The following is a 19,828-nucleotide window of genomic DNA, read 5'->3' on the forward strand; positions in this document are numbered from 1 at the left end:
GAGAAGTAGTCCCGCGATGCCCCGACTCCATGCTCGAACCACACCGTGACGTTCCGCACAACTGCCCCGGCCGACCGGAAAAGGTCGGCCGACACCGCCACCGCTACACAGGTTCCGCGGCGACACGGCTACCCGCATCGTCGAACTCGGCGATCCCGTCGACAGTGACCTCGATGAGGCGCGCTGTGGCTATGTCGAAAAACAGCCCCGACACCGCGACACCGCGTTCCTCGATCCCATAACGCACCGCAGGGTGCGCGTACAGTCGCTCCAATTGCAGCGCGACATTCACCATGCCGAGCTGATCCACCTGGCCGAAACCGACGAGGGCCGCGGCGGCGGCCACCGGATGCCCGAGACGAAACCGGTCCAGGCTCGGTCGCGCATGCGCGAGCCAATCGCCCAGCCCTGGCCCTGTCTGCACCTCGTGGTGCAGGGCCTCCATCGCGCCGCAGCCGGAATGCCCGCACACCACCACAGCACGCACGTCCAGCTTCTCCAGCGCGTAGATCAGCGCTGCCTCCACCGAGACATCGCTGCTGCCCGCCGGGACCAGATTGCCGACGTTCCGGACGGTGAACAGATCACCGGGACCGCTGTTGGTGATGACGTTGGGCACGATACGAGCATCGGCGCAGGTCAGAAAGAAGGAATCGGCGTCGGGACGGTTACGTAATCCATCCAGATGCGGGCGCATGAGATGGGCGTGGCCACGGTGGTAGGCCGTGATGCCCGCGGCGATCGGATCCTCCCGGTTGCCGGTGCGCCGCCACGGCCCGATCACCTCGTCGATGACCTGCCTGGAACGGCCGCGTTCCGGCGGACCTGCCTCCGCCCTTGCCATCCGCGCGCTCCCGATTTCGACGAATTCGACTATCCCGCCGTCGGATTCACGCTTAGCCGCCCAGTCGGTGATCAGTTGACATGAGGCATGGTCGAGGAAGTCGACGGTCATCTCGATGGTGACCTCGGCACCTGCGGGCACCTTGGCCAGTTCGGCGGTGAGTTTCGGTAGCGCAAGGAAGGTGCAGGTGCCGTCGATGGTCACCACCCAGCGCCGGGCACCGGTCACGGGTTCGGCGATGATCGTCACCCGGACCACCCGCCACAACAACAGCGCGAACGACAGCAGCAGGCCGATCACCATGCCCTGCAACAGATTCAGGAACACCACGCCTAGCACTGTCGCCACATAGACATACAGCTCGCCGGTGCGGCGGGCCAGCCGGATGTGTGCCAATTTCACCAGTTGCACGCCGATCAGGATGAGCAGCCCGGCCAGCGCCGCCTTGGGGATCTGCTGGACAAGCCCCGCCAGCGCGACCGCGAACAACAGGATCCAGACACCGTGCAGCACGGTCGCGGCCCTGGTCTGCGCCCCCGCATGGGCATTGGTGATGCTGCGGACGATCACCGCGGCGACGGGTAACCCACCGAGCAGGCCGGACACCATGTTCGCCGAACCCTGTCCGATGAGTTCACGATCGAAGTTCGTCGGCTTGTCCGGACGCGACTTGTCCACCGCGACGGCCGACAACAGGCTCTCCACGCTGGCGATCAGCGCGATCGTCACCATCGTCACCGCGATGGCCGACCAGCTGCCGGACGGAATCGCAGGCAAGCCGATCGAATCGAGCAGGGACCCGTTCAACACGATGCGCTCGACATGCGTCGGCAGCACCAGCGACAGAACCGTCGCGACGACGACCGCGACCAGTGGGCCCGGCACCACACGCACCGGGCGCGGCACGGCCTTCCATGCGATGAGAATCGCGATGACAACCACACCGATGGCCAGGTCACCGCGATGCACCGACATCAGCTGTTGCGGCAGGGCCGCGAGGCTGGCAAACGACGAACTCAGCGAGTTGCCGCCGAGTAGCACATGCACCTGCTGCAGCGCGATGATCACGCCGATGCCCGCCAGCATCGCGTGCACCACCACCGGCGCGATCGCCAGTGCACCGCGCGCGACCCGGCTCACACCGAACAGAATCTGCAGCACACCCGCGCCCACAGTGATGAAACATGTTGCTGCCCAGCCGAATTGATGCACACTCTCGGCGACGATAACGGTGAGACTCGCGGTCGGCCCGCTCACCTGCACCGCCGAGCCGCCGAGTAGCCCGGCGACAACGCCGCCGACGACGGCCGCGATGAGGCCCGCGGCGACGGGCGCGCCGGAGGCCACTGCGATACCCAGCGAAAGTGGCAGTGCGACAAGGAAAACCACGACCGAAGCGGGCAAGTCATGGCGGCCGATGGCGGCGAGACGTTCGGGAATACCTGCGCGCGGCGGCGACGTCCGTGGTGCGGGATCGGTGTCGGTGGACATAATTCTCCTTCGCCGAATCGGCAGCAGCCGATCCGGTTCATCGGTCGAACATGTACTGGCATCGAAAGCGAGCGGCGGGCGAAGCTGTTGCTTCGTGGAGCAGCGACCCGATGATGCGAAGGTCGGGGAAATAGTAAAGACTTCGCAAAGCGTATGGAAAGCTTTTGAAGGCAACCCGCACAAATTGCTATCAAACTGTGACCTTGATCACAGTCGAGCAATCTAGGGTTCGCTGGCCGGAACGCCGGCGGTACGTCAGCCGAGTCGATGGATGATGCCGACCGAGTCGAGGTCGTCACGGCCGGTGAAGGCGGGCGGGATTGCAACGGGGTCTGCAGAACGGCGATGGCTTCGTCGAACAGCATCAGCTCGTGTGCCCGGCGTCGTAACCGAGGTCGACGTCGCTCGAGGTGAGGTCGGCACCGGTGGTGCTGGCGTTGCCGGGCCACCGGTCGCCGAGGAGTCCCTGACCCCGGTCGACCGCACGGTCCGGTCGATCAGCGATTGGTCGCGGGGCGTTCGGGCCGCGCGATGCGTACCCGCTGGTCGTTGGGCGCATTCTCGATGTCGTCGAGTTGCGCAATGATTGTGCTGCGCAGGTCGTCGTAGTCTTCGAACCAGTAGTCGGTGAACAACGTGTAGCCCGTCCACATCAGGTTGGCGCACACGCGGGCAGGCACACTGCCGGTTTGGGCGCCCATGCCGACCAGCGCCACCGATTCGATGCTGCCCGGCGCTTCGTTGTTCTGCCGGTGGATCGCCTGGAACCCGGCGGCACACGCCAAGGCCACATTCAGGGTCTCACTGACGTTCTGTACGGACGTTTCCATTGTCGGCGTCGAGATCAAGAACTTCGGGTCGGTCGCCCCGGACGGAACGCACACCGCGCTTCCCACCGGAAGCCTTCCCGCGAACTGATCACGGATCGCCCGCTGCACTCGCAGTTGAATCCCCGCCCCGAGGTGCCGCTTGATGACCGCATCGACCCCTCCGTCCATCCGGCCCCGGGAGTTGGTCGGGGTGACCCAGGCATCGACATGCTCGTCAAGGATTGAGCCCCTGCGGATCTCGATTTCGGGGTTGTCGGCAAAGGCCGCCCGCCACGCCTCCACAACGTGCGGGTTGATGTCGGTCAGCACCACCCGCAGCGGCGCCTGCACACGGTTCATGGTCATGGTCAACTCCAATCTGGATGCGGTTCTCCCACCCGTTCACGACGCTACCGCGACCCACCGACATGTCCTCTGTCAGAGGAGATTTCATGAAATATAGTGCCGATGGTGAGCATGAATGATCCACTGGCCCTTGCTGAATTGTTCAAAGGCGGCGGTGAGCCGTGGCTGCCACTGCTGAAGCCGGTCATCGAGGCACGGCCGGACGCGGCAACATTTATGGGCCCGGGCCGCAGCCCGCGCATCGTCCCCGTCCGGGAACTGACCTTCCAGGCGCTCAAGCCCAATCCACCACACAAGTGGAAGGTCGTCGTCTTCGGCCAGAACCCATACCCGCGGCCGGAGAGCGCCACTGGCATCGCCATGTTCGACAACACCTTCCACGACTGGAAAAACAGCCAGTTCGGACGGGTCGTCAGCATCCGCTGCATCATCAAAGCAGCGGCGATGTGGAAGTACGGCATCCCGAAGAAGACTCCGATTGCCGACATTCGCGCACTCTTGCACGAGCAGGACGCCGTGCAGCCTCCGGAGTGGTTCCAGGCGATGCTCACCCAGGGTGTACTGCTGCTCAACGCAGCGCTCACCGCCAGTAGCGACGGAGCGCTGGGAACCGATCAGCACACAGCGTTCTGGCGTCCCGTTGCCGAGCGGATCGTCGAAGAGATCCTCAGGGCCAAGCAGAACGCCGACGAGGCCGACCGTGGTGTTGTCTTCGCCTGGTGGGGGACCCACGCGCGCAGTCTGAAAAAGGTCGTCCTGCAACTCCAGAAGAAGTACCCCCAGGTCGAAGTCCGGCACGTAGACCACGCCAACCCTGCCGCGCAGGGTGACATCTTTTGCAACGGTGACCATTTCGCAACGGTGAACGCGGCCCTCGCAGCGCTGGGCGCCGACGAGATCGACTGGTTGCCGAGCACAGGGTGGAACAAGCTTGCAACGGAAGCCGACGGGACCGACCACGACATCGCCGAGCGTATGGGCGCGTTCATCGCGTCGACCATGGAGCTGCACCAGCTTTACCTCGAACGGCTCGCGAGCGTCAAGGACGAGGGACTCGTCCTTGACGCGATCACCGGCGTATTCGACACCCCGCTCATGGACTTCCACGACGCCATCGCCCCGATCGCCAAGCTGCTGTCCGGTCTCGATCGGCACGCCGCGCTGTCGCACGAGTTCGGCAAGAGGCGGGCGGACCAGACGGCCGGGAGACTCTCCGCCAACGCGATTGCCGCCCTCCACATTTACACCTGCGAGTCCGCGTTCTATCGGGAGATCAACGCCGTCCTGCGCGCCCCGGACCGCACGAAACTCGCCCCGTACCTCCCGTACCTGCGACTGCTGTTCTCGGCGGTGTCACGGCTTCCCACACGTAGCGAGCCGTTGTGGCGCGGGGTATCACTGGACCTGCGTGCGCAGTACCCACTAGGTCGGACCGTGACGTGGTGGGGAGTGTCCTCCTGCACGTCCGAGCCCAACGTGGCACAGGCATTCCTCGGTAGTCGTGGCAAGCGAACGCTCTTCGAGGTACACCCCACTCGGGCCGTGAGCATCCGGAGTTTCTCCGCGTTCACCGACGAAGAGGAATTCATCCTCTTGCCGGGCACGCAGCTCGACGTCACGGAGGTCAAGGCCGAGCGCGGCGGGTTGTGCATCGTGAAGTTGACCGAATCAGAGGAGCAACCCCTCGTGTCCTGAGCATTGAGCTGCATCGAATGGCCGGATGATCCTCAAAAGAAGCCGAAGGGGCCTATTCTCACCAGCGAGCGGACGCTGGTGAGAATGAGCCTTTTTCGGTGGTCCCAGTTGGTTTCGAACCAGCGACTTTCCGCGTGTGAGGCGGACGACTAAGAGCGTGTCTCATGTCGTTTTCAGCGTGCCGGAATCGGTTGTGCAGCATGACTTCTGGCCGTGGTCGACGAGTCGTCGAAGCGTCTGGTGCCGGACGAGTTGTGGGAGCTGGTGGCGCCGTTGCTGCCCGAGTTCGAGGCGCGTCGCCAGGGCGGGGGCACTGCCCCGACCGATGAGCGGGCGGTGTTCACCGCCGTGGTGTACGTGCTGACCAGCGGTTGTGTGTGGCGTTTGTTGCCGCCGTGGTTCAGGGTCACCGTGCCGACCGCGCATCGTCGGTTCACCGTGTGGACCAAGGCTGGGCTGTGGCGGCGCCTACACCGCGCGGTCCTCGACGAACTCGGCAGCCACGGCTTGATCGACTGGTCCCGCGCGGTATGCGACGGGGCGTCGGTGCGAGCCCAAAAAAGGGGGATCGATGACCCGCCCGAACCCGGTCGACCGCGGCAAGACCGGCTCCAAGATCCATGTGCTGTCCGACCGTCGCGGGCTGCCGCTGTCGGTCGCGGTGTCGGCGGCCAACACCAACGACGCCAACGCACTCAAACCGCTCGTGCGGGCCATCCCCGCAGTCCGTTCGCGTCGCGGGCCACGGCGACGCAAACCCGGAAAACTCCATGCCGACAAGGCATATGACCACGTCGAACTGCGCCGATGGGTGCGCGAGCGGGGCATCGGGGTCCGCATCACCCGCAAGGGCATCGAATCCAGCCACAAGCTGGGCCAACATCGATGGGTGATCGAACGAACCATCGCCTGGCTGTTCAGCTACCACCGACTCTCGATCCGATACGACCGCTACGCCAACCATTTCTGCGCCTTCCTCACCCTGGCCGCAGCATTGACCTGCTACAAGAAGCTGGCGAAAGCTCAAGCGACGACATGGGACACGTTCTTAGAGGGTGCCTCGCGGCACAATTTGCAGTCCGTTGACGAAGGTGTCGAAATCGGGTTGGTACGTGTCCCGATCGGCGGCCGGGGTCTGGGCGGACATCGTGACCGGGTACCTCATTTCGCCTACATCGTAAGCGAATCCAAGGAAGTCGTTGTAAAGATCGCCATCGGAGGTGGGGGAAATCCCGGTGGTCCTGTGGGCGTCCAGACCGCACACTGAGATGATCTCAGATCCCAACTTTCGCCATCCGTCGCCCATGCTGACCCCCATCAAGGATGAGGTCCCGCGGGCGGGGAGTACGCCGAGGGTGACGGTCGCATTGCCCTTACGTAAGCCGATACGTAACACCGAACCGCCGCCTTCTTCTACTGACGTCTCCTGCCAGCCCGGCAGTTGCGGAACCTGGATAGTGAACGGCACATCAGGGCGCTGTTCGGTGGCGAAGACGGTCCCGGGTTGGGGCGCTGGCGTTGCAGGCTGGGCGAGTGGGTGAATCCGACTCCGGCCCGCCGCATGCGGTCACACTCGTTGCCACGATGGCTAGAACCAGATGCCGAATCTTGATCAGGGTTCGCCAGCCTATCCAGCCGAACCCTCGGGGCCACACTCACCTGCTACAAGAAGCTCGCGAAAAGCAACCACATGAGACATGCTCTAAGGTTTGCATTTCACCGGAAAATTTCCATCGAACGATAGGCCATTCGGGGAGTTGCCGACTTCAAACATCGGCATGCCTCATACAAGGGCGGGTATCAGACCGAATAGCCCGCCGAACCCCATGGCAGTTTCGATCATAAAAAGTAATTGCAATCATCAACAATCAACCCCAGCAGTCGAAAGCAACCAAGGTGCTCGTCGAGTTGATCTGACCAGCACCGGAGCCTCCGAGCACGTCGAGTCCAACAACCTATTCCCAGCCGTGGCGGCCCCGCAGACCGGACGGTACGCTCTCGATCCGAAGAAGCACCGCAACGCCTTCTGACCTGGTCGATGTGCACATCATCGAATTTTTGGACGGTAGAGGACTAGCGGGTGGGACTCCCGAATCCAGCGGGCTGTGCACGCCGGATAGCTTCGGCGGAGCGAATAATTTGGGAGAGTGTCAATGGCCTCGGAACCGACGACGGCCGTTATCGGCTCGGGCATATCCGGACTGGCGGCTGCTTACCTGATGCGGCGAGTTTCGCGAGTCACGTTATATGAGGCTGATTCTCGGCTGGGCGGACATGCTCATACCCATTCGATTGTTTCGACCGATGGTTCGGTACGGCATCTGGACACTGGGTTCATCGTATACAACGTGGCGCACTACCCGCTCTTCACGCGACTCCTGCACGAGCTAGGGGTCCGCAGTGTCGCATCGGAGATGTCGATGAGCGTGCTCTGTGACGGTTGCGGACTGAAATACTCTGCGGGGAGCGGACTTCGCACGTTGCCGCAGGAACTCCAGTCCGCGAACGCGGATTTGCTCGTAGAGATGCTGGAATTCAACCGTGTCTGTGAAAAGATCCTCGCCACACCCGAAGATCACGGGGTCACCTTGCACAAGATGCTGGCCGACCATGGGTTCTCCGACTATTTCGCACATCATGTTGTGCTGCCGCTGGTATCCATTGTGTGGTCCTGCGATCCGCGGACCGCGGGGCTGTATCCGGTGGCTGCGTTGCTGGCCTTCCTGAACAACCACGGCATGTTGCGCGGCAGTGCGGCGACGCGCTGGCGCACACTGAGCTCACGGTCCGCGGACTACGTGTCTCGGATAGCCACGGCCCTCGATGAGGTCCTTACCGAGACGCCGGTCCGGTCGGTGCGCCGCGATGTCGATGGGATCGCCGTCACCGATGCTGCCGGCGGAACACGCCGTTTCGATCGCGTCATCCTCGCCGTTCACCCGGGGGAAGCGCTTGCGCTGCTTGCCGATCCGACACCTGTCGAGCTCAGCGTCCTCGGCGCGCTGCCATATGTGCGGAATCGGGCGCTGCTGCACACCGATGCGTCAGTGCTGCCGCAGGCCGCCGAGCATCGCTCGTCATGGAACTATCGGCAGAATACCTGTCATCCCAACCCGGACGGGATGCTCATGAGCTACTACCTGAACCGGCTCGAGAACATCGACTCGAATACCGACTATGTGGTAACGCTCGGACCGGAGGATGCCGTCGATCCGCGGAAAGTACTGGCCCGGATGGACTATGAGCATCCGGTGTACACACCGGAGAGCGATGCGGCCCGGCGCCGGCTGCCTGATCTCGCGTCACCGACTCTCGCGTACGCCGGGGCCTATCACGGCTGGGGTTTCCATGAGGACGGATGCCGCTCGGGCGTCGAGGCAGCACGCGGCTTCGGGGTCGGATGGTGACCGTCGATGACCATACAATCGCCCACACTGTTTCGTTGCCGCCTCATCCATATACGGCATCACCCATTCACCTATCGATTCACCCACACCCTCTACATGTGGCTCGTCGATGTCGACACACTGGCCGCGCCGGTGCGTCCGCTGGTGCGGTTCCATGCCGCCGACCATCTCGGCGACCCGACTCGCAGTATCCGGGAGAACGTCGAAACCTTCCTGTCCTGCAACGGGATCGACCTGGCGGGTGGCCGGATACTGATGCTCGCCCAACCGCGCAGCGCCGGATACGCGTTCGATCCGGTCAGTTTCTTCTTCTGCTATCGCGCGGACGATTCCCTGGCGATCGTGATCGCCGAGGTCCGCAACACGTTCGGGGAACGCCACTGCTACCTGCTCACCCCCGATGCCGCCGGGAAGGCGGATTTCCGCAAAGAGTTCTACGTCTCTCCATACTTTCCCGTCGATGGCCGGTATCGCACGCGGTTCGTACTGAACCCGGACAGCGTACGAATCGTGTTCGCATTGCATCGCGCCCTACGTAACCGTTCAGCTCCCGTCACTGCGCTGACCGCCACGCTGGTCGGGAAAAAGGTACGCATACCCGCGGTCATCGTGTCACCGCGGCTACTGCTGACGTCTTATCGCACTATCGCGCTGATCCATTGGCACGCGCGGCGGCTTCGTCGGCGGGGTCTCACATCCGCGCGCAGACTCCCGCATCAACCCCAACTTGGCGTCACCCCGATTCGGAGTTCTCATCGTGAATGACCACCACCTCTTGCTGAGCGGATCCACGCTCGATGAGGCGCTGCGCAATATCGTTACGGCGGCACCGCTTACCCGCCTCGTCTACCCGCAGCGCAACGGCGAGACCGCAGTCAAGGATCTGCTGGCCGATGCCGAGACCATCGCGCGATCGCTGATCACGGCCGGGGTGTGCCGGGGTGAGGTTGTCGGGTTGATCGGTTCGTCCGGTCCGGAACTGCTGGCCGGGCTCTTCGGGATCGTCATGGCGGGCGCCGCCGCCACCGTACTGCCGGAACCGCAGGGTCTGGGCGCCGATCACCGTCGATTGGATCGAATGTCGGCCATCGTCCAGGCTGCGCATATGCGGCATATGCTCGTCGACTCGCACACCGCGGAACTCTCCGACCATCTCGCTGACGCTTGCACCGGCCTGCGGCTCGTGCGCGCCGAGTCGCGGGCGGTGGCCGAGTTGCCCACTGTCGCACCGGAGGACATCGCGGTGGTGCAGTTCACGTCGGGCAGTACGGCGCAGCCGCGGGGAGTCACCCTCAGCCATCGGGCGGTCTTGGCGGGTCTGCGCGCAATCGCCATAAGTGGTGGTTTCGGTCAGAGTGACGTCTTCGTGCAGTGGGTTCCATACCACCATGACCTGGGACTGTTCGGACATCTGGCGCAGGTGCTCAATGGGATCGAGTCGCATGTGTTCGAGCCAACGGCCTTCCTGCGGCGTCCCGATGAGATGCTGCGTTACTTCTCCGCATGCCGGGGCACAGTGCTGACCGGACCGAATTTCTCTTATGACCTAATGCTGTGGGCAGCCACGCCGGAGCTGTTGCGCGACCTCGACCTGTCGTCATGGCGACTGGCATTCAACGGCGCTGAACCCGTGTCCGCCGCCACGGTCCGAGCCTTCACAGACGTCTTCGCCCGTGCTGGAGCGGCTCCCACAGTGATGTATCCGGTGTACGGCATGGCCGAAGCCACTCTGGCCGTCGCTTTCCCGCAGCCGGGCACCTTGCCGCGCATGGTCTGCGTCGACCGCGACGAGCTGAGTGCCACAGGGCAGGTCCGCGAGGTGCCCGAAAGCGACTCGCGCGCAAAGGTTGTGGTCTCGGTCGGCGCTCCGGTGCTCGGCGTCGAGGTGCGGCTGGTCGACGAGCACGGTGGCGTGCTCGGTCCCGGACGGCTCGGCGAACTCCAGATCTGTGGGGATGCTGTCACCGCCGGCTATCTCGACGACGCACCGGCCACGGCCGCCGTATTCGACGGTTCCTGGTTGCGCACCGGCGATCTGGCGTTCCGGCTCGGCGGCGACTATTTCATCGCGGGGCGGCGCAAAGAGATGATCATCGTCCACGGGCAGAACTACTTCCCTGACGACGCCGAAATCGTGGCAAGGACAGTGCCGGGCGTGCACCGCGGCCACTGCGTGGCCGTCGCCGAAAACGATGGGAGCGATGGCGAATTCCTTGGAGTGATCGCCGAAACCACGCTCGAAGGAGCGCCTCGGGCCGCGCTAGAGGACGAGATACGGCGACGGATTGTCACCGCCATCGGTATGCCACATGTTCGGGTACATACGGTGCCACCGCGCTGGCTGACCCGGACCACCAGCGGTAAGTGGCAGCGGTTGCATGCCGCCGCCCGGCTCGCCGATCAGGAGATAAAAGCACGAACAGGGGAAGAAGGCATGGAAACTACAGCCGTCGATCACGCGCTGACCGCGACCAACCGGCACTACGACCTGCCGCCGGAGGTGTTCGAGAGATTTCTCGGTCGGCGGATGAAATACACCTGCGGCATCTACGACAACGTCACCGAGAGTCTCGATGCGGCTCAGGACGCCAAGCTCCGTTTCATCGCCGAACGCCTCGCCCTACATGGCGGCGAGTCGGTGCTCGATATCGGAACGGGCTGGGGAGCCCTCGCCTTCTACCTCGTCGAGGAAGTCGACTGCACGGTCACCGCTGTGACGCCGTCGGCTGTGCAGGCCAGGTGGGTTCGCGAACGCGCCGCCGAACGCGGCCTGACCAACCGGCTGACGGTCCTCGAACAGTCCGTGTACGACCTCGATATTCCGTCCGGAACGTTCGACGCCACCGCACTCGTCGGAGTCATCGAACACCTGCCGGACCACAGGCGCGCCATCGACATCATGTCCAAGGCCATCCGGCGAGGTGGTCGAATGTACGTGTCGGCCAGTTGTTTTCGCAACGACGAACTGTTCGGTGAATACTCCGACCGACCGGGGAGCCGGCATGTCGCCGAGCAGATCTTCGGCTACGCCGTGCTGCGTCCACCGTCCGAACTGCTGGCCGCGATGGAGGATGCCGGGCTGAGCCTGGTCGGAGTCCGAGACCTGACCTGGCACTACCACAAGACAATTGACGACTGGCTGACCGGAATCCGCGGTGCCGCCGAAGCTATCGATGACGTACATCCCTGCCTGAGTAACGAACTCGTGCGCTACCTCGAGACCACGAACGCAGGGTGGGGCTACACCACCAAGCACTACGGGATCACCGCGATCCGGTCACGGCACGGGTCGACGGAGCTCCCACGATGACCGAGACCTGGCTGCCCAGCCTGACTCTCACCGAGGTCCGCAACGCTGTCGAACCCGTCGTGCAACGCGGTGCGGACAAACTGTGGAGCCTGCGGGACCTGGACTGGGACGAGGTACGTCCGGACCGGCTCACCGACGCCGACCGGTCGGTAGTCCGATTCATCACCTACATCGAGGACCACCTGCCTGGATATATGAACTGGCTGCTTCGGACCTTCCCGGTCGACGGCGCGGATCTATCGATCCCGATTGTTGCCGTGCACCGCGAATACTTCCGGTTCTTCGTCGCCTGGTCCTACGACGAGGAACGCCACGCCGCCGCGCTGACCCGATATCAGGAGGCCGCGGGTATCAACACCTCCGAGGCCCTGCGGCTGGAACTGGCCGAGGAAGGACGCAAACATTTCGACCTTCCCTATCCGGAGCCGCTCGAGGCATTCGCGTACACAATGCTTCAGGAAAAGGCGACCCAGCTGTTCTATCTGCGGTTCCGCGATGTCGTCACCGAACCGGTCCTGCGGGACCTGCTGCTGCGAATGGCCCGTGACGAAGCACGGCATTTCGCGCTCTACGCGCATCTGGTGGAGACCTATCTGCGACGCGATCCGGCTGCCGCCGCACCGCATCTCAAGCATGTGCTCCGCACATTCCGTATGCCACTGTCCGACACCCTCTCCAACTATCGCCGGTGGTCGTACTCCGTGGCCGAGACCGCCGGCTACGACCACACCGAGGCATACACCGCACTCGAACGGATGATCCGCCAGTTCGTGGACAGCCCCGGCGATGAGCTCGGCGAACTGCTCGATCTGACCAGAAGCCTGCGCACCCTCCCCTGAGAAGATAAGGAAAGCAACAGAAATGAACGAAGATACTCGGGCGGCCGTTCTCACCACCGTCCAAGACGTACTCCGTGAGAGCCTCCGGATGGGCGAAGAACCGATCGAGCCCGATGACCAGCTCGACCTGTTGCCAGGAGCCGATTCCGTGCGACTCATGCGCGTGGTCAGCCAGCTCGAACGCCACTTCGACATCGAACTGGACGACAAGGAGATCCGCGACGCCCGAACGGTCGCGGACCTCGCCGCTCTCGTGCGCACAGCCATGGATGGTTCCGCATGACCACGACGCCGGAGGTCGAGGCGGCGGCCATGGCAACCAATCTGCACTATGAACGGTCCGCTGAGGCGTTCGCCGCCTTTCTCGGCGCCGATGTCAAATACACCTGTGGTCTGTTCGCTACGGGTAACGAATCCTTGGATGAGGCGCAGCAGGCGAGCCTGGCGCTGATCGCCGCGTCGCTCCGGCTGCGCGGCGGTGAGCAGGTCCTGGATATCGGATGCGGGTGGGGCAGCCTCACCCTGTACCTGGCCCGTGAATTCGGTTGTCGTGTTGTGGGAGTCACCCCCTCGGCGGTGCAGGCGGAGTTCATTCGTACTCGTGCGCGCGCTGCCGGAGTGGCCGATCTGGTGGAAGTCGTCGTCGGGCCGTTCCAGTTGGCCGATCTGAACGATCGCCGGTTCGACGCCGTGGCGATGGTCGAGGTGGTCGAGCATTTGCCGGAGCACCGTGAACCCTTGCGCAAGGCCTACCGGCTGCTCAAACGTGACGGGCGGCTGTTCATTTCGGCGTTCTGCTATCGCAGCACCACGCATTTGGACGAGTTCGCTACCCGTCCTGCCAGTATGCATGCGCTAGGCCTGTTCGGATTCACCGCGATGGTGCCATTGTCGCAGCTCGTGGCCGAGATCTCGGATGCTGGGTTCAGCATCGCATCGGTTATCGACACCACCTCGCACTATGACCGGACAATGGACCACTGGCAGCAGCGAATCACGGCCAACCAGACGGCTATAGAGGCAGTCGAACCGGGTTTCGCCGCCGAACTGGACCGCTACTTCGACACGGCGCGAGCCAGCTGGGGCCACACATCCAAGCTCTACGCGGTGGGCGCTGTCCGGTCCCGTATGGGCACTCCCGAGTCATGGTGACATCGAAGGAGGTCTTTCTCTTTCCTGGCTATGGGCGCGCGCACGGCAAAACCGGTGAGCAGCTCATGGAGGACGCGATCGTCCGCTACCGCTGCGCGGTAGCGGATAGCCGTCCGTTCGCGCTACTGGGGCACAGTCTCGGTTTCCTCGCCGCGCTGGTCTGCGCTGGAGCGTTCACGGTCGACGACGGGCGCCGCATCATTCGTGCCCAGGAACAAGCCGTCAGCCGGTACGGGCAACCGGAAGGCGGCATGGTGACCCTGGAGCTGAACGAGACCGCTGCCGCGACGGTGGCGGCCGACGTGGGTGATCCCGGTCTGGCGGTGGCATGTATCAACGCACCCGATCGGACCGTGCTCTCGGGGCCGGTGGCAGCGTTGCGACAAGTTGCCGAGCACGCGAAGCAGCAGGATGTGGTTTGCGTTCGGCTCCCCATCGACGTTGCCTACCACAGCCCGATGCTGAACGACGTGGTTGCTCCCCTGCGCGCCGAACTGGATCGCATACCGCAGCATCGGTTGCACGCACCAGTTTATTCAGCCACCACGCACCAGTTCTGCTCCGACGATGACGATTTGCTGACCGCAATGGTCGAAGCGCTGGTCCTGCCGGTGCGATTCGAGGACGCCGTCCTGCGTATGGACAGCCTCGGAGCGGCCAGGTTCGTCGAATGCGGACCCGACCCCCTTCTCGTCAAGCTGGTGCGACTGTCCCTGCCGGGAGCGGAGCGCCTTCCGGTCCACCGAACAAATTCGGTCACGCCATGTTGGTATGTCCACCCGAGATAACGGTCACGACCCCGCAGTCTCGCGGGAATCTGCAGCGACGCGCAACCCGACGACCTGCGCGCGGCAGGCGCTGCCCTGTTCGGATGATTTGTTGAAATGCCCGCTCCCCGGCCGTTGGCAAGTTCTTGGCTCCCGTCGTCAGAAAACTGCTCGACAGCCTGGGCTCGAAGCCTTTCCCGCTCACAGCATTCGATCAAGCGTCCGGTACGGATCGAGTCACCCAGTACAGCGAGCCCGGCAATGTCGGCGGCTCGGCCGATCGTCGATACCATCCGCGCCGAGTGGGAGCACGGCCCCGCCGCCGCGCGACAGGCGTGGGCTCAACTGGAAGGCCCACCCGACGGCCGCGGGAGGTGCGCAATGAATCACGGCATCGACACCAGCCGCGAACCCCGCGATGAGCAGCTGCAGGACGGACCGTAGGTGAGGTCGCCAACTGGCCGGGATGCAGCGGCTGCTGAACACGGCGGCCTGGGACGCCGACGACGTCCGAGCCTATGCCGTCGAGCATTTGGGCGAGCCGGCCGGCGTGCTGGTCGTGGGGGAGACCGCATCCCTAAAGAGTGGGCACGAAATCCGCTGGGGTGCAACGTCAATACTCCGGAACCGCTGACCGGATCGAGATTGCCGGCTTGGCGTGTACTGCCTACACCCCCGGCCAGGGCGCACTCTCATCGATCGCGAACTGCATCTGCCGAAGTCGTGGACCGAAGACCGAGACCACTGCAGGCATCCGATGCCCGATGAGGTCGAATTCACTACCACGGAAGCTTGGGGTCTCGTGGTAGCCAGGTGATGCAGGCGCACGATCCGGTCGATCACCATGCCGGGAGTTTCGGTATGTAGGTCCGGACCGTTGTGGTGCTGCGGCACATGCGATTCGGTCCACCCATCGATCGCGTGGATAAGTTTTCCGCGGGCAAGGCCCGGATTTACCAGCTCGGCGTGGCGATCGTGCGTGGGCACGCAGATGTAGGAACGCCATCACCTCCGCCCACTCGGCGATCGGATGCCGCCGCGGCTGTCGTTGCTCGGTGGTGTCATGACCGTGGATGGCATCCAGTCCGGGGACGGTAGTGGATACATCGCTGCGTCCTTGTGTTCGAGGGCACCCGGCGCGGAGGGGTGCCTACTTTCGCCTCGACACGACACTGTCGCCCGATGTCGTCGAGACTGCATGCCACCCACCGGAGAGCATCAGATCCGGCTCACCGCACTCGAAGGGCGATGCGCCGCTCGGCTCGGCCGACAGCACTGATCACGCTCCAGCCGATAGCTTTCGGGCCTTGCCAGTGAACGATCGATCCCGGCCGATGCGAGGACGAACGCCGTGAGGTACTGCGTCAGGCCTCGGCTAGCACCTTCACATCGGTAGCTCACATACGTGCGCGTTGCCACGAGCGGCCAGCACATCGAGCAGAGACAGACGCGGCATCCACATCCCGGCCAGGTGCCCGCACAATGTGATGACGGTGTTTGCCTCTGCTCGGCGGCACTCATGGACCAGATCTATGAATGCCTGCGGCAATTTCGCAGCCTGCGGTGCCTGCTCTCGGAACACGGCCGCGAGCTCGTATCCGTGTTCGCGGGCGAACGTCAATAACCGTTGCTCGCAGGAGGTCGAGTCGCGACCGACCAGATCCAGGCGGATGTAACCATACGCCAACGGCAGAATCTCGTTCATTGCCCGCCACCTCTGCACTGATGGGGCATCATGCGCCGGACAGTCCGAATGCTGGCGGCCCGAACGCTGCCACGGTCCACGTGGTGACCATGTCGGCCGCGCAGGTCGCGAGCTATAACGAGATGGCTGGACGCCACCGATTCCGGAGGGCGGTGTGCCGACACAGACGGCTCGTTGTCCGCCCTGGACAGACACACACCATGCCGCCCCAACAACATCAGCTCGCCGAGTAGCACGCAGCACACCATGTCGTTTCAACCTTTCAACATCCGTATAGGTCGCCATCTGTCGGTTCGCGACACCGTTCCGACTCTGCGACTCGGTCGTTCGTTCGTTCGTTCGTTCGTTCGTTCGTTCGTTCGAGATCAGCATGATCGGCTCCGTAACTGTCCTCGCATCAGTAGCCGATACGTAGCCACCTACATCCGAGCATCGAGTTGGGATCCCTTCGCCACGCAGCCCACACCATCCGTATCGCACGCAATGTGCTCGGAACTCAGGCATTCGTGCTGAATTGAGCAGCTCCTGTCAGAGGCACGCCCGACTCCCTTGCACATGTCCGGGAGACACTCCCCGGCGATGACACCGCGAACGACTTTTACTGCGGCCTTCTTGCTCTGGGCGACCGTCGACGCGCGGAGGTAAAGGCGCGGTTCTCATCGGGGTCGTGGATGGCGATCACGCGCATCGCACGGTCCCGATCGTGCGCCTACAGTGCGACGACGAGGTCAACATGTACTCGATGGTGTTCGGCGATGCTCGCCGATTGCAGGCCGCCCCTGATCTATCCAGCCGACTCCATCGACCCCACCCGACTACCGAACCCGTAGCGATTCGACCCCACAGCCACATACACGTTCGGACCGGCTCAGGACATCCACGAAGATGGAACTGTGTCCTTCCTCGTCTGCGCCCGATGCGGCAAACGTCTGACCACACCCATCAACCTTGCAGCCCCCTCAGCCGATCGCGACACCCCGGGACAACCCTTCATGGCTCGAGGCGCCTACGCGGTGAGCTGGAACAAGGGCTTCATCCTGCATCCCGACGACGTCACCGGCGCAGCCCGCGATCCAGACCCCAACCGCTGGGTTGGCTGCTGCGGCCCCGACGGGACCCACGGCCCAAATCTCGTCTGCTCCGGCTGCCAAACCGAGATCGCCACCCGGGAATCAGACTGCTGGAAGCCCCACTTCGTCGCGACGATCCCGGACGAGACCACGCTGATCACCAGCGACAGCCATTGAACCTGTGCCGTTTAGGCGGCACCCGCATGAGTTCGCGGCAACATGTGTGCTTTCCCGAACGACGCGTTGGATGCTATAGCGACGCCGTTCTTCTCCTCCCGCTCGGTCAGAACCTGGAACAGGAGCATCCGCGAATTGCGAACGTCCGTTCTGCGTGGTCAGAAATATCGTCCATTTCGCATTTCAATAGACCATGTAGGTGACGGCGTATGGACATGTGCATCTGCAGTCCGGTGGATGGCCGGTTGTCAAGAAGTCGGCGACCACGCTGTGCGGGCTGGTCCGGCTAACGCGTGAGCGTCACCGACTGGTTTACGATTCTGAACTAGCCTTGATCCGTAGTCGACGATGACGTGCGCGACTTTACTTTCGTAGATTCCCGGCCGCGATCCGTTCACCGACACGAGCCAACAACGGCGCAGCATGCGCGATCGAACGCGTCACGTCGGGCTCCAGATCAGCAAGGCTATAGCAATCAGCGAACCCGGCCGCTTTTATCTGATGCGCGCTGAGAACTGACTGGCCGGCAACGGCAATCACCGGGGTACCGGTCTTGCGAGCCACAGCGCAAACCCCGATCGGGGCCTTGCCGTGAAGACTCTGGGCATCCAACGAACCCTCACCGGTGATTACGAGATCCGCGCCATCAAGGAGGGCCTCGAAGTCGATCAGTTCGAGCACAACCTCGATGCCGGAGCGTACCTGGGCGCGAAGGAGCGCCATGGCACCGAAGCCAGTCCCGCCCGCGGCGCCGGCGCCCGGCTCGAGTGCGAAGTCCGGTCCGAGCAGCCGAGCCCAGTTCGCCAGAGCGGATTCCAAGATTGCGCATTCCGATGGATTGGCGCCCTTCTGTGGTGCGTAAACGGCCGTGGCGCCGTTCGGCCCAAGCAGTGGATTGTCCACGTCGCTGGCAAGAGTGACCGATGCCTCGGCCAGTCGGGGATGAAGCCCGCTGGCATCAACTTGCACTACCTGCGCGAGAGCCGCTCCGCCATTGGGTAATTCCGCCCCTTCTGCATCGAGCAGCCGGACACCGAGGGCTCGCAGCATACCGGCACCACCATCGGTCGAGGCACTTCCACCCAACCCCAGCACCAACTCCCGCGCACCCCGATCCAGCGCATGCCGAATAACCATGCCCAGCCCGAATGTGCTCGCGCCGAGCGGGTCCAGCTGTTCGACAGGGAGTTTCGCCAGCCCGACTACTGCGGCCAGCTCGATCACCGCAGTCTCACCGCGGACGGCGTACACCGTGTCAATGGTTGCACCGGTCGCCCCGAGGGCCTGCGCCGGAACACCTTCCCAGCCCGCCGAAAGAAATGTTTCGACGGTTCCGTCTCCACCATCCGCCACCGGCACCTGCCGAATCTCGGCCTCCGGGATCATCCGTGCAATCCCGGTCGCCAGCGCCGCTGCCACCTCGGGCGCGGTCAGCGAACCCTTGAACTTGTCCGGGGCAATCACCACTCGGCGCGGGCCATCGTGCATCACCAACATATCGTCCAGCATGGCAGCAGTAACACCTCCGACGGTCTTCTGGGAGGGGACAGAACTCGATTGCTCTGCCTCCAGCCCTGCCAGCATTTGAAATCCGGAGAACACGAGCTTCTTTGGAGTGAACGGCGCGCATTCCTTGACGGCCGGCAGGGCTGATTGGGCGATCGCTGCAGCCGACCGACAGCGCGGATGCAAGCATCCGCGAACCTCGGCTCACCCACTACCGGATGATTCGGCCCACTGGCCAGCAGGTCGCAACACCAGACCTACCCGCGACCGGAGTCAGCGAACGAACGTTTGAAATCGGGGCATTCGACCAGCGGGTGATATGAGCAAGTCGCGGCGTGGCGGAGTCCGTTTCGCATGCGACTGAGAACGGCGATGTCCTCATCGAGTTGACGAGCCTTCTCGGCCATCTGTGTGCGCAGTTCGGCATCGCTGGGTGTAGCCACCAAGAATCGCGCGATCTGCGCGATCGTGAACCCCGCAGCACGTGCGCACGTTACCAGCGATAGGCGTTCGAGCACATCAGGACTGAAGGTGCGGCGCAAGCCATTACGCCCATGCGAGGCAATTAGGCCCCGCTTCTCGTAGAAGCGGAGCGCGGAGGGCGCCAACCCCGCTCGTTCCGCCACTTCGCCAATATCGAGCAACATTGTTCATGGACTCCTTGACTTGAACCGGACTTCAAGTCGGATC

14 protein-coding genes and 3 pseudogenes are annotated in these 19,828 nt (G+C 63.6%); 11 read left to right on the forward strand and 6 right to left on the reverse strand.

The window, feature by feature from the left end; translation table 11 throughout:
- Nucleotides 1-103: 103 nt before the first annotated feature.
- Nucleotides 104-2,335, reverse strand: coding sequence for a SulP family inorganic anion transporter (locus OHQ90_RS30295; protein ID WP_328403300.1), 2,232 nt, complete (start codon nucleotides 2,333-2,335; stop codon nucleotides 104-106).
- A gap of 497 nt (nucleotides 2,336-2,832) precedes the next feature.
- On the reverse strand, nucleotides 2,833-3,510 hold the full coding sequence (locus OHQ90_RS30300) for a macro domain-containing protein (protein ID WP_328403302.1): 678 nt from the start codon (nucleotides 3,508-3,510) through the stop codon (nucleotides 2,833-2,835).
- A gap of 111 nt (nucleotides 3,511-3,621) precedes the next feature.
- Between OHQ90_RS30300 and OHQ90_RS30305 the strand changes: the two genes are divergently transcribed.
- The 10 genes and pseudogenes from OHQ90_RS30305 to OHQ90_RS30350 form a co-directional block, all read left to right on the forward strand.
- Complete coding sequence (locus OHQ90_RS30305; RefSeq protein WP_328403304.1) at nucleotides 3,622-5,205, forward strand: ADP-ribosyltransferase domain-containing protein; 1,584 nt, start codon at nucleotides 3,622-3,624, stop codon at nucleotides 5,203-5,205.
- 240 nt (nucleotides 5,206-5,445) lie between these two features.
- Nucleotides 5,446-6,220: pseudogene (locus OHQ90_RS30310) on the forward strand (IS5 family transposase); the annotation flags it as partial.
- A 1,204-nt stretch (nucleotides 6,221-7,424) separates the two neighbouring features.
- Entirely contained in the window at nucleotides 7,425-8,612 is a 1,188-nt protein-coding gene (locus OHQ90_RS30315) for an NAD(P)/FAD-dependent oxidoreductase (protein ID WP_328413187.1), read from the forward strand.
- A gap of 6 nt (nucleotides 8,613-8,618) precedes the next feature.
- Nucleotides 8,619-9,377 (forward strand): DUF1365 domain-containing protein, encoded by a 759-nt coding sequence (locus OHQ90_RS30320; RefSeq protein ID WP_328403306.1) that lies wholly within the window; start codon nucleotides 8,619-8,621, stop codon nucleotides 9,375-9,377.
- Nucleotides 9,370-11,922 (forward strand): AMP-binding protein, encoded by a 2,553-nt coding sequence (locus tag OHQ90_RS30325; protein WP_328403308.1) that lies wholly within the window; start codon nucleotides 9,370-9,372, stop codon nucleotides 11,920-11,922. Before OHQ90_RS30320 ends, OHQ90_RS30325 begins: the two co-directional genes overlap by 8 nt.
- Nucleotides 11,919-12,761: an acyl-ACP desaturase gene (locus OHQ90_RS30330; RefSeq protein ID WP_328403310.1), complete on the forward strand. Its 843-nt coding sequence runs from the start codon at nucleotides 11,919-11,921 to the stop codon at nucleotides 12,759-12,761. Before OHQ90_RS30325 ends, OHQ90_RS30330 begins: the two co-directional genes overlap by 4 nt.
- A 22-nt stretch (nucleotides 12,762-12,783) precedes the next feature.
- Entirely contained in the window at nucleotides 12,784-13,044 is a 261-nt protein-coding gene (locus tag OHQ90_RS30335; protein ID WP_328403312.1) for an acyl carrier protein, read from the forward strand.
- Complete coding sequence (locus tag OHQ90_RS30340; RefSeq protein ID WP_328403314.1) at nucleotides 13,041-13,913, forward strand: SAM-dependent methyltransferase; 873 nt, start codon at nucleotides 13,041-13,043, stop codon at nucleotides 13,911-13,913. The genes OHQ90_RS30335 and OHQ90_RS30340 overlap by 4 nt, the downstream gene beginning before the upstream one ends.
- A complete protein-coding gene (locus OHQ90_RS30345) occupies nucleotides 13,907-14,701 on the forward strand; it encodes an acyltransferase domain-containing protein (protein ID WP_328403316.1) in 795 nt (264 codons plus the stop codon). The genes OHQ90_RS30340 and OHQ90_RS30345 overlap by 7 nt, the downstream gene beginning before the upstream one ends.
- Before the next feature lie 442 nt (nucleotides 14,702-15,143).
- Nucleotides 15,144-15,464: pseudogene (locus tag OHQ90_RS30350) on the forward strand (transposase); the annotation flags it as partial.
- Between the two features lie 600 nt (nucleotides 15,465-16,064).
- On the opposite strand, the gene OHQ90_RS30355 reads toward OHQ90_RS30350, so the two are convergent.
- A complete protein-coding gene (locus OHQ90_RS30355) occupies nucleotides 16,065-16,385 on the reverse strand; it encodes a hypothetical protein (protein ID WP_328403318.1) in 321 nt (106 codons plus the stop codon).
- An 893-nt stretch (nucleotides 16,386-17,278) separates the two neighbouring features.
- On the opposite strand from OHQ90_RS30355, the gene OHQ90_RS30360 reads away from it, so the two are divergent.
- Nucleotides 17,279-17,632 carry a hypothetical protein gene (locus OHQ90_RS30360; RefSeq protein WP_328403320.1) on the forward strand — a complete coding sequence of 118 codons (354 nt, stop codon included), beginning with the start codon at nucleotides 17,279-17,281 and terminating at the stop codon, nucleotides 17,630-17,632.
- A 56-nt stretch (nucleotides 17,633-17,688) separates the two neighbouring features.
- On the opposite strand, the pseudogene OHQ90_RS39615 reads toward OHQ90_RS30360, so the two are convergent.
- From OHQ90_RS39615 to OHQ90_RS30370, 3 genes and pseudogenes are all read right to left on the reverse strand, one after another.
- Nucleotides 17,689-17,772, reverse strand: a pseudogene (locus OHQ90_RS39615) (IS21-like element helper ATPase IstB); the annotation flags it as partial.
- Nucleotides 17,773-17,995: 223 nt separating this feature from the next.
- Nucleotides 17,996-19,141, reverse strand: a complete 1,146-nt coding sequence (locus tag OHQ90_RS30365; RefSeq protein ID WP_328403322.1) for a glycerate kinase — start codon at nucleotides 19,139-19,141, stop codon at nucleotides 17,996-17,998.
- A gap of 254 nt (nucleotides 19,142-19,395) precedes the next feature.
- Nucleotides 19,396-19,785 carry a MerR family transcriptional regulator gene (locus tag OHQ90_RS30370; protein WP_328403324.1) on the reverse strand — a complete coding sequence of 130 codons (390 nt, stop codon included), beginning with the start codon at nucleotides 19,783-19,785 and terminating at the stop codon, nucleotides 19,396-19,398.
- Between the last annotated feature and the right edge of the window lie 43 nt (nucleotides 19,786-19,828).

Origin of the sequence: Nocardia sp. NBC_00403, from assembly GCF_036046055.1 — a bacterium.
In the GTDB taxonomy this organism is placed as follows: Bacteria; Actinomycetota; Actinomycetes; order Mycobacteriales; family Mycobacteriaceae; genus Nocardia.